We start from the raw sequence: 17,742 nt of genomic DNA, 5'->3' as shown, positions 1-17,742 counted from the left end.
AATAATTATCATTACCATAATCATCCGCAACAAACTTGATAAAATTTGTTGCGACATCAAACAATTCAAATTTTTAAAGGATTTCTTTAATCATGAAGCCCATCGATTTAAACAGTGGTCATTCTCTTCGTCATACGAGGAACATACTTTCCACCATCATTAGCCTGACCTGCTTAGGAATCAGTACCAGCGCCTCTGCTGAAAAAACCGAGCAACAGAACCGTGCTCAAACGCCGGATACAATTGTTGTACATGGCGAAAAGCTAGGGGGAACGCTGGCTGAAAATACCAGTTCGGTGACGGTATTCACCGAAGATGCGGATAATGGTGAAAACCAAAACTATTATGACTTACTCGACCGCGTGCCTAACGTACTGAACGCCCCGTCAGGGATGCCGCATATTCGGGGGGTCGATGGCCGCGGAGGTGCCGGAGACGGATTCCTGTCATACATGACCGGGGCTACGCCGCGGGTCAACACCACCGTTGATGGTGTATCCGAATCATGGACCGGGGAGGCTTTTGGTAAAGCCGGTTTATGGGATACAGAACAAGTCGAAGTGTATAAAGGGCCTCAATCGACCAACCAAGGCCGTAACAGTATCGGTGGTGCGGTGGTCATCAAAACCAAAGATCCAACCTTTTATACCGAAGGCAAAATGCGCGCGGGTTACGAAAACGAAGATAACAAGTACCACTTAGCCGGTGTCGTTTCAGCACCGATCGTCGATGATAAACTCGCGTTTCGTCTTGCCGCTGAAGGCACCCAAGGCAATACGCCGATTGACTATTCACTACCGAATCATGACCAGTACCCCTGGGACCCTTCTGAAATCGAATCTCATAATATCCGGGGAAAATTACTGTTTAAACCATTCGGCTCAGACAAGCTCACCGCCAAGCTGACCGTCGCCAGTCGTTATGAAAAAGGTCAGTACACCAATCTGGTGTCTGAAAAAGATAAGTTTGAATACACCAGTTCAAACGGCACTCGCCGTCAGGAAACAAAAAGCTGGAATGTGAACCTAGATGTTGCTTACCTGATTAATAACGAACTGAAAGCGGATGTACTACTGGCAAGACGCGACTATTCAACTCAGTTTGTCGCTTATCCAAGCACAGACTGGTGGGGTGATATCGACGAGAAAAACTACACTGCCGAAGCGAAGTTGTCTTATAACTCTTTGGATGAAAAATACAATGTGATTGTTGGCATCAGCAGTTACTTCAAAGATCAGGATACACAGACAGACTCACTCAAACGGGTCGATGAAAATCAAACCTATGCCATTTACTTTGATTCCAAAATCCAGTTAGCTCCGAAATGGGGACTGCTCCTTGGCGCCCGTTATGAGCGCGATGACCTCGACCGCGATTTTGATCATGAAAAGTATCCCATTGACTTTAAAGCCGATGATGATAACAGCATTCTGCTGCCTAAAATCGGCATCACTTATGCGGTCTCTGACGACGCAACACTTGGACTGACCGCACGTAAAGGCTACAACGCGGGTGGAATCGGTTATAACGAGTACAAGCAAGAGCTCTTTGTCTTTCAACAGGAAGAAGTATGGACTTACGAGCTGAGCTCACGCACCACCTTCCTCGATAAAAAACTCGGGGTGAACGCCAATGTTTTCTACAACGACTATGATAACTACCATACCGTTGTGTATGGCGATAGCGGCAGCAGACTCGACAACTACGTGGCCAATATCCCGAAAGGTAAAACCTATGGGACGGAAATTGAAACCACTTACTGGTTCGATTCTGGCTTAGATGTTTTTGCTTTTGTCGGTTTATTGAAAACCGAAGTGACACAAGGCCCGGGCGGTACAACAAGCAATCTCAGTGGCAAAGAGTTTAGCTATGCGCCTGATCTTTCTGCCGGGTTAGGGTTTACGCAACACTTGAATTCAGGCCTGTTCTTCGGAGCCCGGGTCAACTATGTTTCCGACTATTATACGGATTTAGCCAATACCGAAAGCAATGCTGCCGGTGATTACACGGTACTGAATTTGAATGCCGGTTACGCCGCAGATGACTTCACGATCCGCGCTTATGTGAAAAACGCGACCAATGAAGACTATGTATTACGGCATAAGAACGATCTGTATGAAATCGGTGCCCCACGAACATTTGGTATCATTGCGGATTATCAGTTCTAAAATTGTTACCGCATGATCGATAAAAGCCAGACGAGTCCACTCGTCTGGCTTTTTACTGACGCTATCTCTGACTAACCGCTACTTGAGTGTTAACACCACCACGGATTTGGCAGGAAGGACAAAATAATCCGCCCAGTCCTGAAACGGTTGTGGCTCTATAGCATGTTGGTCATCGAATGTATTTTTCGCGGTGATGGTTGACGCAGTTAAGATGCGTCCCGCTAAGATGGTGTTGATTTCTCCGTTCAGATCGAGATCGATATTTGCGTCCTTCTCCGGATCTAAGTTCACCAACGCCATATATAGACGACCATCCGTTCCCTGCGCTAACGACGCAGTCACCGCCGGCAGATCTTTACCATTCATCGAATATTGGGTGGTGTCCAGCGTGAACGGAATCGACTTAGCATCCTGAAACACCTTGTACATATCGTAAATATAGTACGTCGGGGTTTTGACCATTTTGGCACCGTCAGTCAGGATCATGGCCTGAAGCACATTAACCATCTGCGCGATATTGGTCATGTGAACCCGTTTTGCATACTCATGGAACAGGTTGAGGTTGACCGCTGCAACCACTGCGTCACGCAAGGTATTCTGTTGATACAAGAAGCCGGGTTCACGCCCTTCTTCCGTGTCATACCATGTGCCCCACTCATCAACATAAAACCCTAACTGACCACTCGGATCATTGCGATCGAGGATGTCGATATTATCTTTCAGGTAGGTTTTCATACGATAGGTGCGTGCCAAGGTGTTAAACCACATCGTATTGTCAAATTCAGTGGCGCTCCCTTTGTTATCCCAGTCATCGTTGGGGAGGGTGTAAAAATGGAAACTGATCCCATCCATACCGTTGTGGATCTGGTCACTCAGGACGTCGGTCCATGCTGTATCTTCCGTTGTACCACCACTGCCGACAAACAAGATATCCTTGGCTGCAGGCGCTTGAATCGCTGACCGATATTGGTCATAAAGACCGACATACTGCTCCGGACCCATGTTCCCGCCACAGCCCCATGCCTCGTTACCAATGCCAAAGTAGGTAATATTCCATGGTTCTCTTCTGCCATTGGCGCGGCGTTGGTTGGCCAGTGCGGAGTCGCTGTCGGAGGTCATGTACTCAATCCAGTCCGCCATTTCCTGCGCGCTGCCGGTACCTAAATTGCCGTTAATATAGGTATCTGCACCAATCAGGTCGGCTAAGTCAAAAAATTCGTGGGTACCGACCGCATTGGTTTCGTCTACCCCACCCCAGTTTGAATTGATGGTAATCGGGCGATCCGCCTGAGGGCCGATGCCATCGCGCCAATGATATTGATCCGCAAAACAACCACCGGGCCAACGGAGCAGCGGCACTTTGATGTCTCTTAAAGCTTGCACGACATCATTACGAAACCCTTTGGTATTCGGAATGTCGGAATCGTGTCCGACCCATAAGCCGCCATAAATACCGTGTCCTAAATGCTCGGCAAACTGACCATAGATGTCTTTATTAATCACAGCGCCACGATCTTGTAAATTTGCGTGAATGGTCACCCAGTGGTTGGCTGCGAATGCCTGACTCGTCCATAACGAAGCAGAGAGTATAGAAAAAGTAAGTACCTTTAGTTTCATTTATATTTTCCTTAATAAGTTGTGTAACACCCGGAATAACGCACACAAGCACCTTTGGCGTTATTGTAAATAGGCTCGATTGCAACCGAACAACTTAAGCGGACGCCACTTGGTTTATTACGTTGCGAAAATAAAACCAAAGTGATCAATAAAATAATACAAGCCGTTAACGTCGATAATAAATGGGTCATTCATCTCGGGGATTGCCAGTCACTTCTTTTAAGATGCCCTCCTACGACCAAGGACGACAAATACTTTGACTTAAGGCACCACCGATTTTTCTCGAACGCCTTCAGGGGGCAATGATCATGTATCCGGGCTGCCGAGACGGCAGTGAAAACAACACGAATGATTGGTTTTTTTATATATCTTTCCACAGAGAATCAGCGCTAAAATTATCTTTAAGCACTTATCTAATGTAAATAAATCATTCATTATCATTATAATAGGGTGAAAGTGACTTTACTGTGGGATCGTTCGAATAAAGATGCCCTTTAATTGGTAATAAACAAAATAACGATGAAGGTGCAACGATTTAATTTCCCCAAATCACCATGAAATTTAAATTTATTGATTACTCTGAGAAAATTTAATCTCTCGAATATACGGCTGATTGTGAGCGGCAGATTCTGTGGCGAGCAACATCTCCAAAACCTTTCCTGAACATTCATCCCATCCCGGTGCAGTCAAAGCAATGTTCCTCACCTGTCTGACGGCCTTAATAGCCGCCAAAAAAGAAACACCGTGTGATTCATCCTCCTATCTCAATCATTTTGTTCATTATATCCATACTGTTTTTTAAATTTACTCAACGCCCTTCAGAGCGTCTCACATATTTTTTCCCGTTTATCAGAAGATCACGCTCATGACTGAATAACAAGAGAGATCCTATGACTCAGCTAACTCAACTACCTTTTACAATGATGCGTGGCGGCACTTCCCGCGGCCCTTACTTCCTTGCTTCAGATTTACCAGAAGATCGGGAAGAACTCGCGGAAATTCTGGAAAAAGTCATGGGCTCGGGCCATGAATTGCAAATTGAAGGCATCGGTGGCGGAAACAGTCTGACCAGTAAAGTCGCGATTGTTGACCGATCTGCCGATCCAGATGCAGACGTCGATTATCTGTTTGCACAGGTAGGCATCGCCGAGGAAAAAGTAGACTTTTCTCCCAACTGTGGAAACATCCTTTCCGGTGTCGGCCCTTTCGCGCTGGAAAAAGGTTTAATCGCAGCCAGTGGTGACAAAACAACCATTCGTATCCGTAATTTAAATACCAACAAAATTATCCATGCCACGGTTGAGACGCCAAACGGTAAAGTGAATTATGACGGCGATACTTACATTAGCGGAGTCAATCGTCCGGGAGCACCGATCGAGTTGAGTTTTCTGGATGTGGAAGGCGCAAAAACGGGGAAATTATTCCCGACGGGCCATGTGCAGGACAGCATCGCGGATTACAAGATGACCTGCATCGATGCCGCCATTCCGGTCATGATTGTTGATGCCGCCCAGTTCGGCAAAACCGGTTATGAACAACCGGCAGAACTGGATGCCGATACAGAATTCACCCAAAAACTGGAAGCATTACGACGTCAGGCCGGTGAGATGATGGGGCTGGGTGACGTATCTGACAAAGTCATTCCCAAGCCCATTCTGGTTTCAAAACCAGCAACAGACCGGGGCACGATTAACGCACGTTACTATGTGCCAAGCACATGTCATAAAGCGATTGCCGTGACCGGCAGTATTGCACTGACCATGTCGCTGTGTCATCCCGGAACCGTCAGCTACGATTTATTACAGCAAAACGCTGAGCTCGTTCACTGCTGTATTGAGCACCCTTCAGGCTATATTGACCTGAAAGTTGCCCGGGAAAATGGCAAGGTATCGTCTGTCTCGCTGGTCAGAACAGCCAAGAAAATTCTCGACGGTATCTTATCGCTCTGATGACATCTTCACTCAAAAGAGGCCAAGACCGACTTCGCGAACTATCTACTAGAAATATCTACTAATATAGAGATGGTGACGCATTGATGTCTGCACATCAATGATGCTTTCTTTTTATGGGTATCGGACAACTCTTGCATAGTAATCGAACAATACTTGCTTAGTAAAAGTGTTCGGGGATGTTGCGGAGCCGGTTTTTATGACCGGTTTTAATCACATCATCAATGACACAGCACGGGGTAATTCAGCATCTCTCGATCTGAATTTTTAAAAAGACGATTATTTTGCCCTCGCTCATTTCCTTTATTTTGTATCTGTTTTACTGTGTTTTTTTATCACTTAAACTGAACCGTTACCCGGTCGTTTCATTAATTTTCGTCAAGGCTAAATGACTCTATGAACAGAATTGATTTATTAATTGTTGAGGATATTAAAGAGATTTCGGGCCTGTTATCTGACCATATTTCTCAAATATACCCATTCAGAGTTGTCGGTACAGCCAAATCACTTGCTGATGCCAGAATGATGCTCAACCACTTTTCCGTGAAACTGATCATACTGGATAACTACTTACCAGACGGCACCGGTATTGAATTTTTCCGCAAGCTTCGTTCTCAGGGTAGCAATATTGATATCATCTTTATTACTGCAGCAAACGATATTGAAACAGCAACAAACGCGATTCGTCTGGGAGCGTTTGATTACATCATCAAACCGTTTTCTCTGGATCAGATTGCTGAAACGCTGGGACGCTACGCTCAGTTCCATAAAGAAATCAGTCTGAATGAAGGCAGCCAGATTGACCAAAGTTTCATCAAGAAAATGTACAACAAACACCATAACTTAGAAGACGCCGTCAGACATCCCAAAGGGATCGACGAAATTACCTTACAACAGATTCTGGTGGTCTTTTCAAAAGACCAGCGATACACCGCTGATCAGGTCAGTGCCGAAGCCTCCGTCAGTCGGACAACGGCGAGACGATATCTTGAATATGCAGTCAGCAGCGGGTATTTAAGAGCGACGATTCAGCACGGAAAAGTGGGGCGACCACAACGATTCTTCAGCAAAGCAATCGTCTAATCTGCCTGATACGGGCTGTCTTTTCGTCAGCCAAATAAAAAAGCGACCCGGGATTTATCCTCGACGAGGAGAGATCAACCGGGGGAGAGATCAACCGGGCCGCTTTTTTAATTTATCGCATCGGATAGAGATGACTCAGGCGAAAGCTATAGCCCGAGCAGATTCCACCACCATAAACCTAATGTCATGTTAATTGCATAGTTCGCGAAAGTAATCACAGCCCCGACGGCCCACCAATGTTTCAGCGGTACATAGTTTTCACTAAAGATAATCGGACCGGCAGCACTACTATAGTGAGTAATTCCACTCCCATAAATCGTAGAACATGATAGTGCGATGGCTAACAGACCGGGAGAAATTCCCATCATCAGCCCTAACGTAAAGAATACGGGAACCATCGATACAACGTATGCAGAACCGGAAACAATGAAATAACGAACCAACACGCTACACAGTATAATCAGCATCAGGGCCATCGTTGCATTCGTACCGGCAGTGGCCAGATGATTCATCAATGAACCCAGCCATGAGAAGAAACCTTCTGCTTTCAGAGACGCTGACAACCCGATGATGCCACCAAACCAGACAAGCACGGTCCATGCGCCTTTCGCCTGTAATACTTCATCCCAAGAGACCACGCCACAAATGATCATCAGCATGAATGCAGCTATCGCAACCACCGCAGCACTCAGATGAAATACAGACCCCATCACCCAGCCCGCTAAAGCCAGTATGAAAATAACACTCAGTACTTTTTCTCTTTTACTAAACGCGCCAAGCTCTTTCAGACCTTCTTCGGCAATGCGCTTGTTATCAATTTTTTTCTCTTCCGGTGGATAAATCAGGTAGATAATCAGTGGAGTCAGCAGCAGCATGACCATACCGGGAACAACCGTGCTCACAAACCAGCTTGACCACGTCATCTCAACGCCCAGAATATCTTTCATAAACGGCAAAACCAGTAAGTTTGGAGCCGCCGCCGTTAAGAAAACATAAGCTGTTGATTTGGTATTTAAAAACGAGTTCATCATCAGATAGGAGCCAATTTTTCTGGCGCCTGATTCCGGATAGGAGTCCAGAGAAGCTGAAATACTTTTCGCCACGGAGAAGACCAGACCACCGGCTCTGGCCGTAATCGATGGTGTACATGGGGCGACAATGAAGTCCAGCATTGCCAGAACATACCCCAGTCCCAGACTGGTTCTGCCAAACTTATCAATCAGAATATATCCAATCCGTTTTCCCAGACCGGTAACCAAAATTGCGTTACTCATAATTAACGCAGAAAATACGATCCAAGTGGTCGTGGATGAATATCCGCTTAACACCATCTTCGTATTTCCGCCGGTCAGACCAATCACCGCAATAACGGATAATAAAATAACCGGGGCAGGAAAAGGTTTAAATATTAATCCGAGGATGGTTGTGACAAATAATCCACATAAATGCCATCCTTGAACAGATAACCCCTCCGGTGCAGGAGATATGTAGAACAGCAGGGGCACAATAACAACCAATAATATGGGAAACAATGGCTTGTTAATCACAGGCTCTCGTTCGAGCCTTTCGCTCAGCAGTGTCGAAGTCATAGTTTTTCACTCTCAACTTTAAAATAAGTAGCTGAGCTCATACTAAGTTTCAACAAGAATCACATCTGTGACGGTCAACTTTGAACCGTCAAATGAAAATCAACAATATGGGTTTAATGGTTTTAATTCTATTGGATCATGCATCCGTCAGTGAATGAATTTCAGAATAGGTAGACTGACTTGATATAGAGCCAATATTTAACGGAATAAATACCATAAATAAAGCGCCGCCAAAATCTGATTCTTCAATAACAATTCGCCCGTCGGCCTGCTCAACCAGTGTTTTTACCAAATGCAGACCAATACCATGATTATCACCCGCCTTCGAAGTGACACCTCGCTCAAAAATTTTGTCTGCATCTTCTTCAGCAACCCCGCCTCCACTATCTGCGACTTCAATAATGAATTCATCACTCTGATAAACATACACACTGACAACCCGTTGCGCAGCGTGACTACTGACGACCGCCTCAAATGCATTACTAATTAAATTACCGATAATGCAAGTGACATCCTGTATATTGATCGGTAACAACTTACTGTCAATACGACTCATCGGATCGATTTCAAGCGAAATATTCAACTCTTTCGCCCGGACTTTTTTACTCAGGAACATCGCCGCAAGATCAGGCACCGGCAACATTTTTGAGATTTCACGGACATCATTCTGGCGGGTCGCAAATTCCGTATCAATGTATTGCAATACACTGTCATAGCGTTTCATCTCCAGTAAGCCATAAATCACCGACATCTGGTTATTAAATTCATGAATGATCGCTCTGAGATTGTCTTTATCCTTCGCAAACTGGTTCATTTTGTTTTCCAGTTCATCTTTCATCGTATTAATACGAAAACTCACCACTAAGCCAAGCTCATTCCCCTGTTTGTCGTAGATGGGTTTACGGGTCGCAATCAGAGAATGCCCATTGCAAAGAATGGTCTCATCTTTCAACTCTTCAAGACTTTGACTGCTAAAAAAGTCCGTATTAAAAATATAATCGGCAATAGGTTTCCCCCGAATATCCTCGTCAAGAATGTCCAGATATGCCATTGCAGCATCATTAATCAAAACGACATGATCGTCTTTGTTGACAGCGACAATCCCCTCATAAACGGAATCAAGAATATACTGACGGTAGACAAAGCCTTTTTCTATCTGCTCGGGAGTCATTAAGTTTAATCGGTAACGTAAACTGCGGATTAATAAATAACTCACCCCCAGATTAATAAACCAGGCAGCAATAAATAACATCGCCATTTCATTGAGATCTTTTTTCTGTTTTTCGATGAATTTAGGATAAGAGATACCAGTAGAAACAATGCCGATAAACTGGCCATGATAAAAAATCGGTACCCGGGCTTTGACTAATACCCGACCATAAAATCCCTGACTGACATCTGAAATCTCTTTTCCCTGCGCAATCTCATCAATTTTATTCGAATGAATTTTCTCACCGATGCCATAGCCTTTACTATGAAATAACCGGATCCCCTGCGTGTTTGAGATAGAGATGTACTCAATTTCACCCCCCCATTGATACTTTTGCGCCATCGCGCTCAGTTGTCCGATATTTTTTTTGAATACCTGCTCAGACAATAACGGGTCATGGGCAATCACTCTTGCTTGAGATAACCCATAGTTTTTCAATTGGTGAAGATTTTCTGTGAAATTTCGATTATAGAGATTCAGGGCAACAAGCACTAAACCGACAAAGCAAATAATATTAATGGTCACGACCAGCTTAAAGTAATAAGACCTTTTGCTAAGGTAGGTCATATTTTTTATCACGATGCTCCCCCGGCTTTGAACATATTTCTCAATCGTGATGATATCCTAGTCCGCTGCCCGGTTTCATGTGAAGAATTAAAAATAGTTTTAATGAACAAAATCATGCGTGTCATGCAGTCTGATATTTCAGCTGGATGTGGTCAGCCTTGTTCAGCGCTTTTTTAGTATATCTCGATCTTCGGTGACTCTTTGCAGTTCTTTTCGAAGCCTACGAATTTCGGCATTTTCATCAGATTGAGCTTGGTGTTGAGAGGAGTCGGGGCCATAGCGCTTCACCCAAGCATAAAGACTATGGGTAGTTGTTCCTAAGCGATTGGCGACATCAACCATACTATGAGCTTTTTCCGTGACCTGTATTACCGCTTCAATTTTAAATTCTTCTGGATATCTTTTGCTGCTCATAAGCACCTCTCTATTAGTCATTTTGTCTAACTAAAAGGTGTCTATCAAGTCGGTGGCTATTCATACTTAGTTATGCTATTTAAGTGGAATTACCCCCCAAGCCTCGCCAAACAAACCTTCTCCACCAGTCCTTTCAGCTTCTCCACTTCGCCTTGCAGATACACCAATTCTTCTTCGGTGATTTCGTAATGCATCGAGTAACGGGCGTCAATGTAGGCGCGTTGCAGGCGGCGAAAGCTGCGGCGGTGGAATTTGTCGTCCATCGGGAAAATATCAACGAAAGCAAGATCTTGCTCGGCACAGTATTTTTTCAGCTTTTCGATATTGTGGGTTTTGGGTAGGTAGTTACTCAGAACCAGTAAGGTACAGGCGAACAATCGCTCTGTGGATTGGTGGAGTTGAAATGCTGCATTGCTCAGCCATTTCTTATCAGAAAGAGCCTGACCAAAGAAATGAAAAAACTGCTGTGCACTTTCAAACCAGTAATCATAGTGCCCTTGGGCAATTTGACGACGTTCTTCATCACTCAGATCCCCCGGTTCGGCCAGTTCTTTCGGTGTCGCAGCAAAGATTTCGATCCCCTCTTCGCGAATATCCTTGAAAAAATAGTGACCTTGTCTGAGCTGTTCATTCACTTCTTCCAAAGTATGCACAATCAGACCCAGCGGTGCGCTTTTGACTTTGCGGTCAATCTGCTCTTCGGCCCTGCGCCAGACAAGATCCTCATCCACCAGCGAGGGTTTGTTGACGATCACCAGAATGTCGTAGTCACTGACATAGCCGTTGGGAATATCGCTCACCCAGCCGCCTTTGGCGTGGCTGCCGAACAGAATGATTTTCAGGATCCGGAACTCGGCTTTACTCCCCTGCTTGCCAACGATGTATTCTTCCAGCGTATCGCGCAGAATGGTTGAAATCAGCGCAAGCTCGTGCTGTTTACGTTCAGGGAGATGATCGAGAGAAGTCTTCATATCTGAATGATTTGAATCAGTTAGCCAATATGGCTCTAGTGTGGCGGGGTGTCGTGCAAAAGTCTATGGATTTTCACCGGTTTAAATCAATGTCGCGGCCTTTTCCCGAGACACTTCACATCAATGTATTCTCATGCTGCAACATTGATTTATGGTATAGATTTCAAAAAATAAAACCCGGATTGAACCGGGTTTTATACCAATGTAATCACAAGAAAGAGGCGGGAAAGCCGCCTTCTTTTTTATCAGTCAGAACGGATGATTAAAAGCCAATTTCATCCACAGTGAAGCGGCTGCCACATTGGTTAGAAAACTTCGGATCAGCATCCATCATTAAGCTTTCAAGGGAAGCATTTTCATCCAGTTGTTTCGGCAAATTAATATAGACATCCACTAATTTGCTGTTCTTACATGAAATCTGTAACCGTTTATGCGCTCCGTCGAAAAACGCCTGATCCACAACATCAAAAAAGTCCTGCGTGGAGACAGATTTACCGAGATGCTCCTGCATGAAATAAGCGACATTCTGGTTAAATTCTTTTTGCAGACGAATCGCAGTTTTAAAATATTCATCCGCGTTTCTTTGCGTCTGGCAGGTACCGTGCTTGTACCATTCATGACGTTGTAAACAAGAACCATAGGCTGCACTTGGCATATATTGTCCCAGTAATGCCAGCGTCGATGATGACATCGGAACCGCATCATAGCTGCAGAAAGGACTCACCGAGTGAGAGTAACTGCCACAGAATCCGTAACTTGTGCCACAGGAGGCTTTATTCGGCCATAAACCATGCAGGGTAAAGTTTCCGGCCTGATAAGCGCTGGAATCCGTGACCTTACATTCAGGCTTTGACGTGTGTGTTTCACAGAAAGCTGGCTGCCAGCTGAGTGCCAAGACATAACTGTCTTCCTGACCCGCCGTTGAACAGCTGCCAGAACCCGAGCTACCCGATGAAGAAGAATCACCACCTTTTACCTCACCACAACTGGCAGAGGCCCAACGCAACTGTGGATTAGCATTGTCAACCACCACCCGGTACCAGGTGGCGTCATTTTTATTCGCCTCACGAATTTGGTAAGACTGCCCGGAAACCAGATAGATGTTCCCAGGATTGGTTTTCTTGTTTTTTGATTGATAAGCCGGACATGACTGGCTGGCATAAAAAGTACCAGAGAAAGTCACCGCGGAACTCTGCCCGACCACACCGAACAACAGTGCCAGAGCAGAAAAAACAGCCAACAGAGTTTTTAGTTTCATTTAACAAATTTCCTATATAAATATGTGTAAGCGTCGCAATATTAAACATATCAAATTAAATAAGAAAGCAGTTAAATAAAACTTAGTATCATATTATTTTTGCGAAATAGTCATGACTCTGTGTTTTCACCGGACATGCCGCAATAACCGGGTCAATCCCGGTTTAGTCTTCCAGTTCATGGGGTAAAGCTCATGGGAAGGCCTGCCTTTTAAAGCTCCCAGCCGAGCGAATAATTCAGGTGTAGTGGTCAACTAAAATTGGCCACGGTTTTAGAGTTTTTCCAATACAGTCGTTCAGACTCATTGGGTGTCAGCCCACCATTATATTGATGGGGCCTAAGTTGGCTGTAATAACCTGTGATGTAACGAGTTATATGCTGTCTTGCTTCGCTAAAACTCCTATAACCCGACACCGGTATCCATTCTGTCTTTAGACTTCTGAAGAACCGCTCCATCGGGCTATTGTCCCAACAATTACCTCGCCTAGATAAGCTTTGCTTGATTTGATAACGCCACAACAGTTGCCGATAAGAACGACTGGTGTAATGACTTCCTTGGTCGCTGTGGAACATCACGCCTTTGGGCTTACCTCGTGATTCAAACGCCATAAAGAGTGCTTTCCCTGTCAACTTACTATCAGGCGATACTGACATCGCCCAACCAATTGGCTTTCTCGCGAACAGGTCGATGACAACAGCAAGATACATCCAGCGTTGTCCCGTCCAGACATACGTCACATCACCGACCCAGACTTGGTTGGGAGTGGTAACGGCAAATTGTCGAGACAGATGGTTTGGGAGCTCTACGTGCTCTTGTGATGCCTTTCGATATCGGTGCTTCGGTGTTTGGCAGCTGAACAACCCTAATAATTTCATTATCTTAGAAGCTCGATAACGTGTCAGTTTTACACCTTGGGCCGTCACCATGTCGGCAATGCTTCTCGCACCAGCAGAGCCGTTGCTTGCCGTATGAACTTCTTTAATGAGACTCTTTAGTTTCACCAACTCTGGAGAAACACTCTTAGGGCGACAACGCCAGTATTTGTAACTGCTGCGGTGGACACTGAACACATGACACAGGGTTGTTACGCTAAAGCTCTGCCTGAGTTTCTCGATTATCGAGAGTTGTTCAGTGAGTCCGACATCAAGAGAGCGGTAGCCTTTTTTAATATTTCATTGTGCTCTTCAAGACGTGCAAGTTTCTTCTTTAGCTCTCGTATCTCAATTTGCTCTGGTGTCATTGGTGAGGCTTGAGGAGTCATTCCCTTTTTTTCTTGCTTGAGCTGCCTTACCCACTTATCCATTGTCGATTTACCAACACCCATGGCTTTTGCAGCTTCAACAACGGTGTAGTTTTGATCGAGAACAAGTTGCGCTGCTTCGAGTTTGAATTCCGCACTGAAAGTGCGTCTGGTACGCTTGGTCATAGTTTCACCTGTCATGCTATGAGGTGTATTTTAACACCTCTAATCAGGTGGCCAAATTCACCGTACCACTACAAGGCCTGATGCGATCTCTTTTATCCGGTTTAGATATCAGTGTTATAGAAAGGTAATACGGATACAAAAAGAGATATCGTGATTTCTGGTGTCTATGTTGAAGAGAAGTTCAGGCATACATCAAATCTGTGGAAGTTGACGAACATCCACGGACAATAATGGAAGATAATTAATTGATTTAGAAGAATTTCAGAGAGTGAGAGATTCGACCTGAGATTGTAAGCAGTTGAAAATAAAATAATTCCAAAAATCGACAATTAAAAAGCATTACTTCTAGCAAAGGCTACAAATCCAAACGAACCACACTCCACCAACCAAATAGCAACAACTAAGATTAATCAGCTGTTGCTATTGTCTAAACAAATCAACAAATCAATGTCTTCAGATTGTCGTAGCTATCCACTACACTGTATTTTACTTTTTTCTCTGCAAATTTTTCATTAATAGTTGCGAAGAACTTTTTCGCACAGTTAATTTTAGCCTCTTCAGCCCCTTTTAACTGAAGTGACTGCATAGAACCTTTGGTTTCTGCAACAAAGTATACGTGTTTAACTGCTCCTTCCTGGAAGGCGATAGCCCAGTCAGGATTATAGTTACCTAATGGTGTGGGAATGAAGAATCCCTTAGGTAGCTTAGCATAGACACTTACCTCTTTCTGTGTATCAAGTTCTTCAACAAATTTGCGTTCAGTTTTAGAATCAGTGACAACGTAATCATAGATATGACGTTTAAGCTTTTCTCCTGCATTAGAAAAGTCCTGAGAACCACCAGCATTGAAAATATTACTGTCAAATTTATCCTCTATTGTGTCATACGCTAAATGCTCAATAACCATTGCAGCTTTTTGTTCATTGATCAAAGCAGCAGACTTAGCAATAAAATCTTCAGGGTTGCTTCCAAATTGCTCAAATACATGACTCTCTATACCGCGCAGAATCTCAGCCACAGTGCTACGCTTAAGCTTTGTCAACTCAGACACTTTTCCTAAAAGGTCATATTTAACGCTAGAATGCACTGAAGAGTGATAAGTCGGACTTTCAGTTTCTTCTATTTTAAAACCTTGACCCGATTTAATTTGCTCAGCATCAGCATGCGCCAATTGCTCACCACGAACAATGTTGAAATGTAACCTTTCAACTCTTAGCTTTTCATCCAATACAGGTATCGCTTTATGTATTAGTTCTGAAGAATCAAATTCAACATTATAAATCGCCTTATGGTTAATTCGGTTCCATAGTTCTTTAAATTCCTTCTTATCGAAATTGTCGTTTAGCTGATTGGGTTTGGCTTTACGATCATCATCAATATCAGGTAATTGAGTATCTGAGTAGACAGAATCGATCAGTTTAAAAATCTGTTCGGCATACGGTTGTAAAGCTTCTGGTAAAGCAGCTAGCTGTTCATCACGTTTTGCTTGGTGGTAAACTTCGCTGATATGATCATTATCATCGGTATAATCATTTTTAAGCAAATAACGATAAAGTTGTTTAGCCATTTCAGAAGTTACTTCTACATCGCTGTCAACTGTAGAGAGTACTTTGCCTGTAAAGTATTTTTCATCAGCCACTCTTGGGCGATCGGAAAGTGAAGCACTAATGTCTTTCTGCAAACCACTGACAAAATCTTTATAGCTTTCACTTGCGACCACTGTCAGTCGATTTATATCATGAACGATCGACTCTTGATCAACACGCTCTCCCAACTGATTAACAGCCAAACGTAATCCACGACCAACTTCTTGACGACGTGAAATGGTATTATCACTGTGTTTTAGTGTACAAATCACAAATACATTAGGGTTGTCCCAACCTTCACGAAGTGCAGAGTGTGAAAAAATAAAGCGCGTCGGCTCGCTGAAGCTTAGCAAAAGCTCTTTGTGTTTAAGAATTAAGTCATAAGCTGCAGTTGCATTTTCGTCATTCGCCAAACCAGCATCTTCACCGCTTTTTTTGAATTTAGGGTCGACTAAGTGCTTAGTTTTTTTATCGATTGAAAAATAGCCATTGTGGGTTTTATCGACATCAATACCCTTCAAATAGTCACGATATTTACCACTGTTCGGCAGATACTCGTTAAGAACTGATTGGTATTCTTCTTCAAAGATACGGGCATATTCACCTTTTTCATCCGGCTGCTCATAATCACGATACTTAGCGACTTCATCGATAAAGAACAAACTAAGAACCTTGATACCTTTATCAAATAAGTGAACCTCTTTGTCAAAATGCGCTTTAATTGCTTCTCGAATTTGCATTCGACGCAGAGCTGATTCGTTCACATCACCAACAGCATCACCAACGGTCAACTCAATACCATTTAAAAAGCTCACTTTGTCGGTGATAGCATTAATATCCTTGATGACAAAATCACTCTTGTATTGCTCAAGCTCATTAGATTGGTTATACAGGTTGGCCCCCATACTCAACTTACGAACAATACGTTTAATACTACCTGATTTAAGTTTTTGCTCGAATTCAATTCTTGCAACTGGTGGTTTGTTCGGGGATATTTCTATATTTTCAAGATAGAGGTAAGCATTTGTCCCAGCTAAACCTTTAGTGGTAATGCCTCGAACAGCAATCTTCTTAACCAGCTTCTGGTTATAAGCATCCACCGCATCCAATCTATAAATTTTATTACGATCAACCTTGTGTGTTGCTGAGTAGCGCAGAATAAATAACGGATTGAACTCAGATAAAGATTCTAGAGTTTTCTTGCCTTCCATCTTTTGAGGCTCATCCATGATCATTATTGGACGGTTTGCCTTGATCACATCAATAGGTCTGCGGCTTTGAAAGTCATCAAGCTCTTCATAAATCCGACGAGCGTCTTTACCACGTGCATTAAACGCTTGCACGTTAATAATCATAACGTTAATACCACCATCTGAAGAGAAACTTTCTAGCTGATGTGGTTGCTTTGAGTTATAGATGAAAAAACGAGCACGTTTAAAATAGTCCTTTTGGAAATGTTCTGCGGTAATCTCAAGTGACTTATTGATCCCTTCGCGGATCGCAATACTCGGCACCACGATTACAAATTTACTCCAACCATATTGCTTATTAAGCTCAAAAATCGACTTCAAAAAACAGTATGTTTTGCCCGTCCCTGTTTCCATTTCTATATCAAAATTCAACTTACAGGCAGGAGTTGACTCGAGCTTAGATGACTGAGGCAAATTCTGTTGACGTTGTACTTGCTGAATATTCGCTAGCAACTGGTCATCACTTAGTTGAATTTCAGCATTTTTAAAACCTAAGTCATTTTGATCTAGTGAATGTGATCTACCTTGCTGCACTGTTCCAGGATCAATACGATACCTACTGGCAGCATCATTACGCAATTGCCCTTTGAAACATTCTACAACTGCCTGAACAGATTGAGCTTGGTATTTTTGATGTTTAAACTGTAACTTCAT

At 43.7% G+C, this 17,742-nt stretch carries 10 protein-coding genes and 1 pseudogene; 3 read left to right on the top strand and 8 right to left on the bottom strand.

Translation table 11 applies throughout. The features are described from left to right. Nucleotides 1-92 precede the first annotated feature (92 nt). The gene (locus tag OCV37_RS06245) at nucleotides 93-2,168 is read left to right on the top strand and encodes a TonB-dependent receptor (RefSeq protein ID WP_038181236.1); all 2,076 of its coding nucleotides are present in this window, start codon (nucleotides 93-95) and stop codon (nucleotides 2,166-2,168) included. A 78-nt stretch (nucleotides 2,169-2,246) separates the two neighbouring features. Here OCV37_RS06245 and OCV37_RS06240 read toward each other — a convergent pair whose 3' ends face one another. Further along, nucleotides 2,247-3,785, bottom strand: a complete 1,539-nt coding sequence (locus tag OCV37_RS06240) for an alpha-N-arabinofuranosidase (protein WP_038181240.1) — start codon at nucleotides 3,783-3,785, stop codon at nucleotides 2,247-2,249. Between the two features lie 890 nt (nucleotides 3,786-4,675). Here OCV37_RS06240 and OCV37_RS06235 point away from each other — a divergent pair. Both OCV37_RS06235 and OCV37_RS06230 read left to right on the top strand, forming a co-directional pair. After that, complete coding sequence (locus OCV37_RS06235; protein WP_084717464.1) at nucleotides 4,676-5,734, top strand: 4-oxalomesaconate tautomerase; 1,059 nt, start codon at nucleotides 4,676-4,678, stop codon at nucleotides 5,732-5,734. Between the two features lie 396 nt (nucleotides 5,735-6,130). Continuing rightward, complete coding sequence (locus OCV37_RS06230) at nucleotides 6,131-6,817, top strand: response regulator (RefSeq protein WP_038181242.1); 687 nt, start codon at nucleotides 6,131-6,133, stop codon at nucleotides 6,815-6,817. Nucleotides 6,818-6,963: 146 nt separating this feature from the next. Here OCV37_RS06230 and OCV37_RS06225 read toward each other — a convergent pair whose 3' ends face one another. The 7 genes and pseudogenes from OCV37_RS06225 to OCV37_RS06195 form a co-directional block, all read right to left on the bottom strand. Beyond that, nucleotides 6,964-8,406, bottom strand: a complete 1,443-nt coding sequence (locus tag OCV37_RS06225; RefSeq protein ID WP_051680542.1) for a DASS family sodium-coupled anion symporter — start codon at nucleotides 8,404-8,406, stop codon at nucleotides 6,964-6,966. A gap of 136 nt (nucleotides 8,407-8,542) precedes the next feature. Further along, complete coding sequence (locus tag OCV37_RS06220) at nucleotides 8,543-10,183, bottom strand: sensor histidine kinase (protein WP_038181243.1); 1,641 nt, start codon at nucleotides 10,181-10,183, stop codon at nucleotides 8,543-8,545. A gap of 168 nt (nucleotides 10,184-10,351) precedes the next feature. After that, nucleotides 10,352-10,597 (bottom strand): annotated as a pseudogene (locus OCV37_RS06215) (transposase); the annotation flags it as partial. An 89-nt stretch (nucleotides 10,598-10,686) separates the two neighbouring features. Continuing rightward, nucleotides 10,687-11,568, bottom strand: coding sequence for a HEPN domain-containing protein (locus tag OCV37_RS06210; RefSeq protein WP_038181247.1), 882 nt, complete (start codon nucleotides 11,566-11,568; stop codon nucleotides 10,687-10,689). 262 nt (nucleotides 11,569-11,830) lie between these two features. Beyond that, nucleotides 11,831-12,826 carry a ribonuclease T2 family protein gene (locus OCV37_RS06205; protein ID WP_038181248.1) on the bottom strand — a complete coding sequence of 332 codons (996 nt, stop codon included), beginning with the start codon at nucleotides 12,824-12,826 and terminating at the stop codon, nucleotides 11,831-11,833. A 248-nt stretch (nucleotides 12,827-13,074) separates the two neighbouring features. Next, nucleotides 13,075-14,252, bottom strand: a protein-coding gene (locus tag OCV37_RS06200; protein ID WP_261888133.1) for an IS3 family transposase whose coding sequence is annotated in 2 segments (ribosomal slippage) — nucleotides 13,075-13,985 and nucleotides 13,985-14,252 — 1,179 coding nt in all. Because the reading frame shifts where the segments join, the coding sequence is not laid out codon by codon here. A 436-nt stretch (nucleotides 14,253-14,688) separates the two neighbouring features. Continuing rightward, on the bottom strand, nucleotides 14,689-17,742 hold the full coding sequence (locus tag OCV37_RS06195; RefSeq protein ID WP_038178653.1) for a type III restriction-modification system endonuclease: 3,054 nt from the start codon (nucleotides 17,740-17,742) through the stop codon (nucleotides 14,689-14,691).

The sequence above is a fragment of the Vibrio rhizosphaerae genome (assembly GCF_024347095.1).
GTDB classification, from domain to species: domain Bacteria; phylum Pseudomonadota; class Gammaproteobacteria; order Enterobacterales; family Vibrionaceae; genus Vibrio; species Vibrio rhizosphaerae.
This window is presented reverse-complemented; position numbering and strand designations above follow the sequence as displayed.

Excerpts from the sequence above, each read along its gene's own strand:
- OCV37_RS06245 (WP_038181236.1), top strand. The coding sequence starts at position 93 with ATGAAGCCCATCGATTTAAACAGTGGTCATTCTCTTCGTCATACGAGG.
- OCV37_RS06240 (WP_038181240.1), bottom strand. The coding sequence starts at position 3,785 with ATGAAACTAAAGGTACTTACTTTTTCTATACTCTCTGCTTCGTTATGG.
- OCV37_RS06195 (WP_038178653.1), bottom strand. The coding sequence starts at position 17,742 with ATGAAGTTACAGTTTAAACATCAAAAATACCAAGCTCAATCTGTTCAG.
- OCV37_RS06230 (WP_038181242.1), top strand. The coding sequence starts at position 6,131 with ATGAACAGAATTGATTTATTAATTGTTGAGGATATTAAAGAGATTTCG.
- OCV37_RS06220 (WP_038181243.1), bottom strand. The coding sequence starts at position 10,183 with ATGACCTACCTTAGCAAAAGGTCTTATTACTTTAAGCTGGTCGTGACC.
- OCV37_RS06235 (WP_084717464.1), top strand. The coding sequence starts at position 4,676 with ATGACTCAGCTAACTCAACTACCTTTTACAATGATGCGTGGCGGCACT.
- OCV37_RS06210 (WP_038181247.1), bottom strand. The coding sequence starts at position 11,568 with ATGAAGACTTCTCTCGATCATCTCCCTGAACGTAAACAGCACGAGCTT.
- OCV37_RS06225 (WP_051680542.1), bottom strand. The coding sequence starts at position 8,406 with ATGACTTCGACACTGCTGAGCGAAAGGCTCGAACGAGAGCCTGTGATT.
- OCV37_RS06205 (WP_038181248.1), bottom strand. The coding sequence starts at position 12,826 with ATGAAACTAAAAACTCTGTTGGCTGTTTTTTCTGCTCTGGCACTGTTG.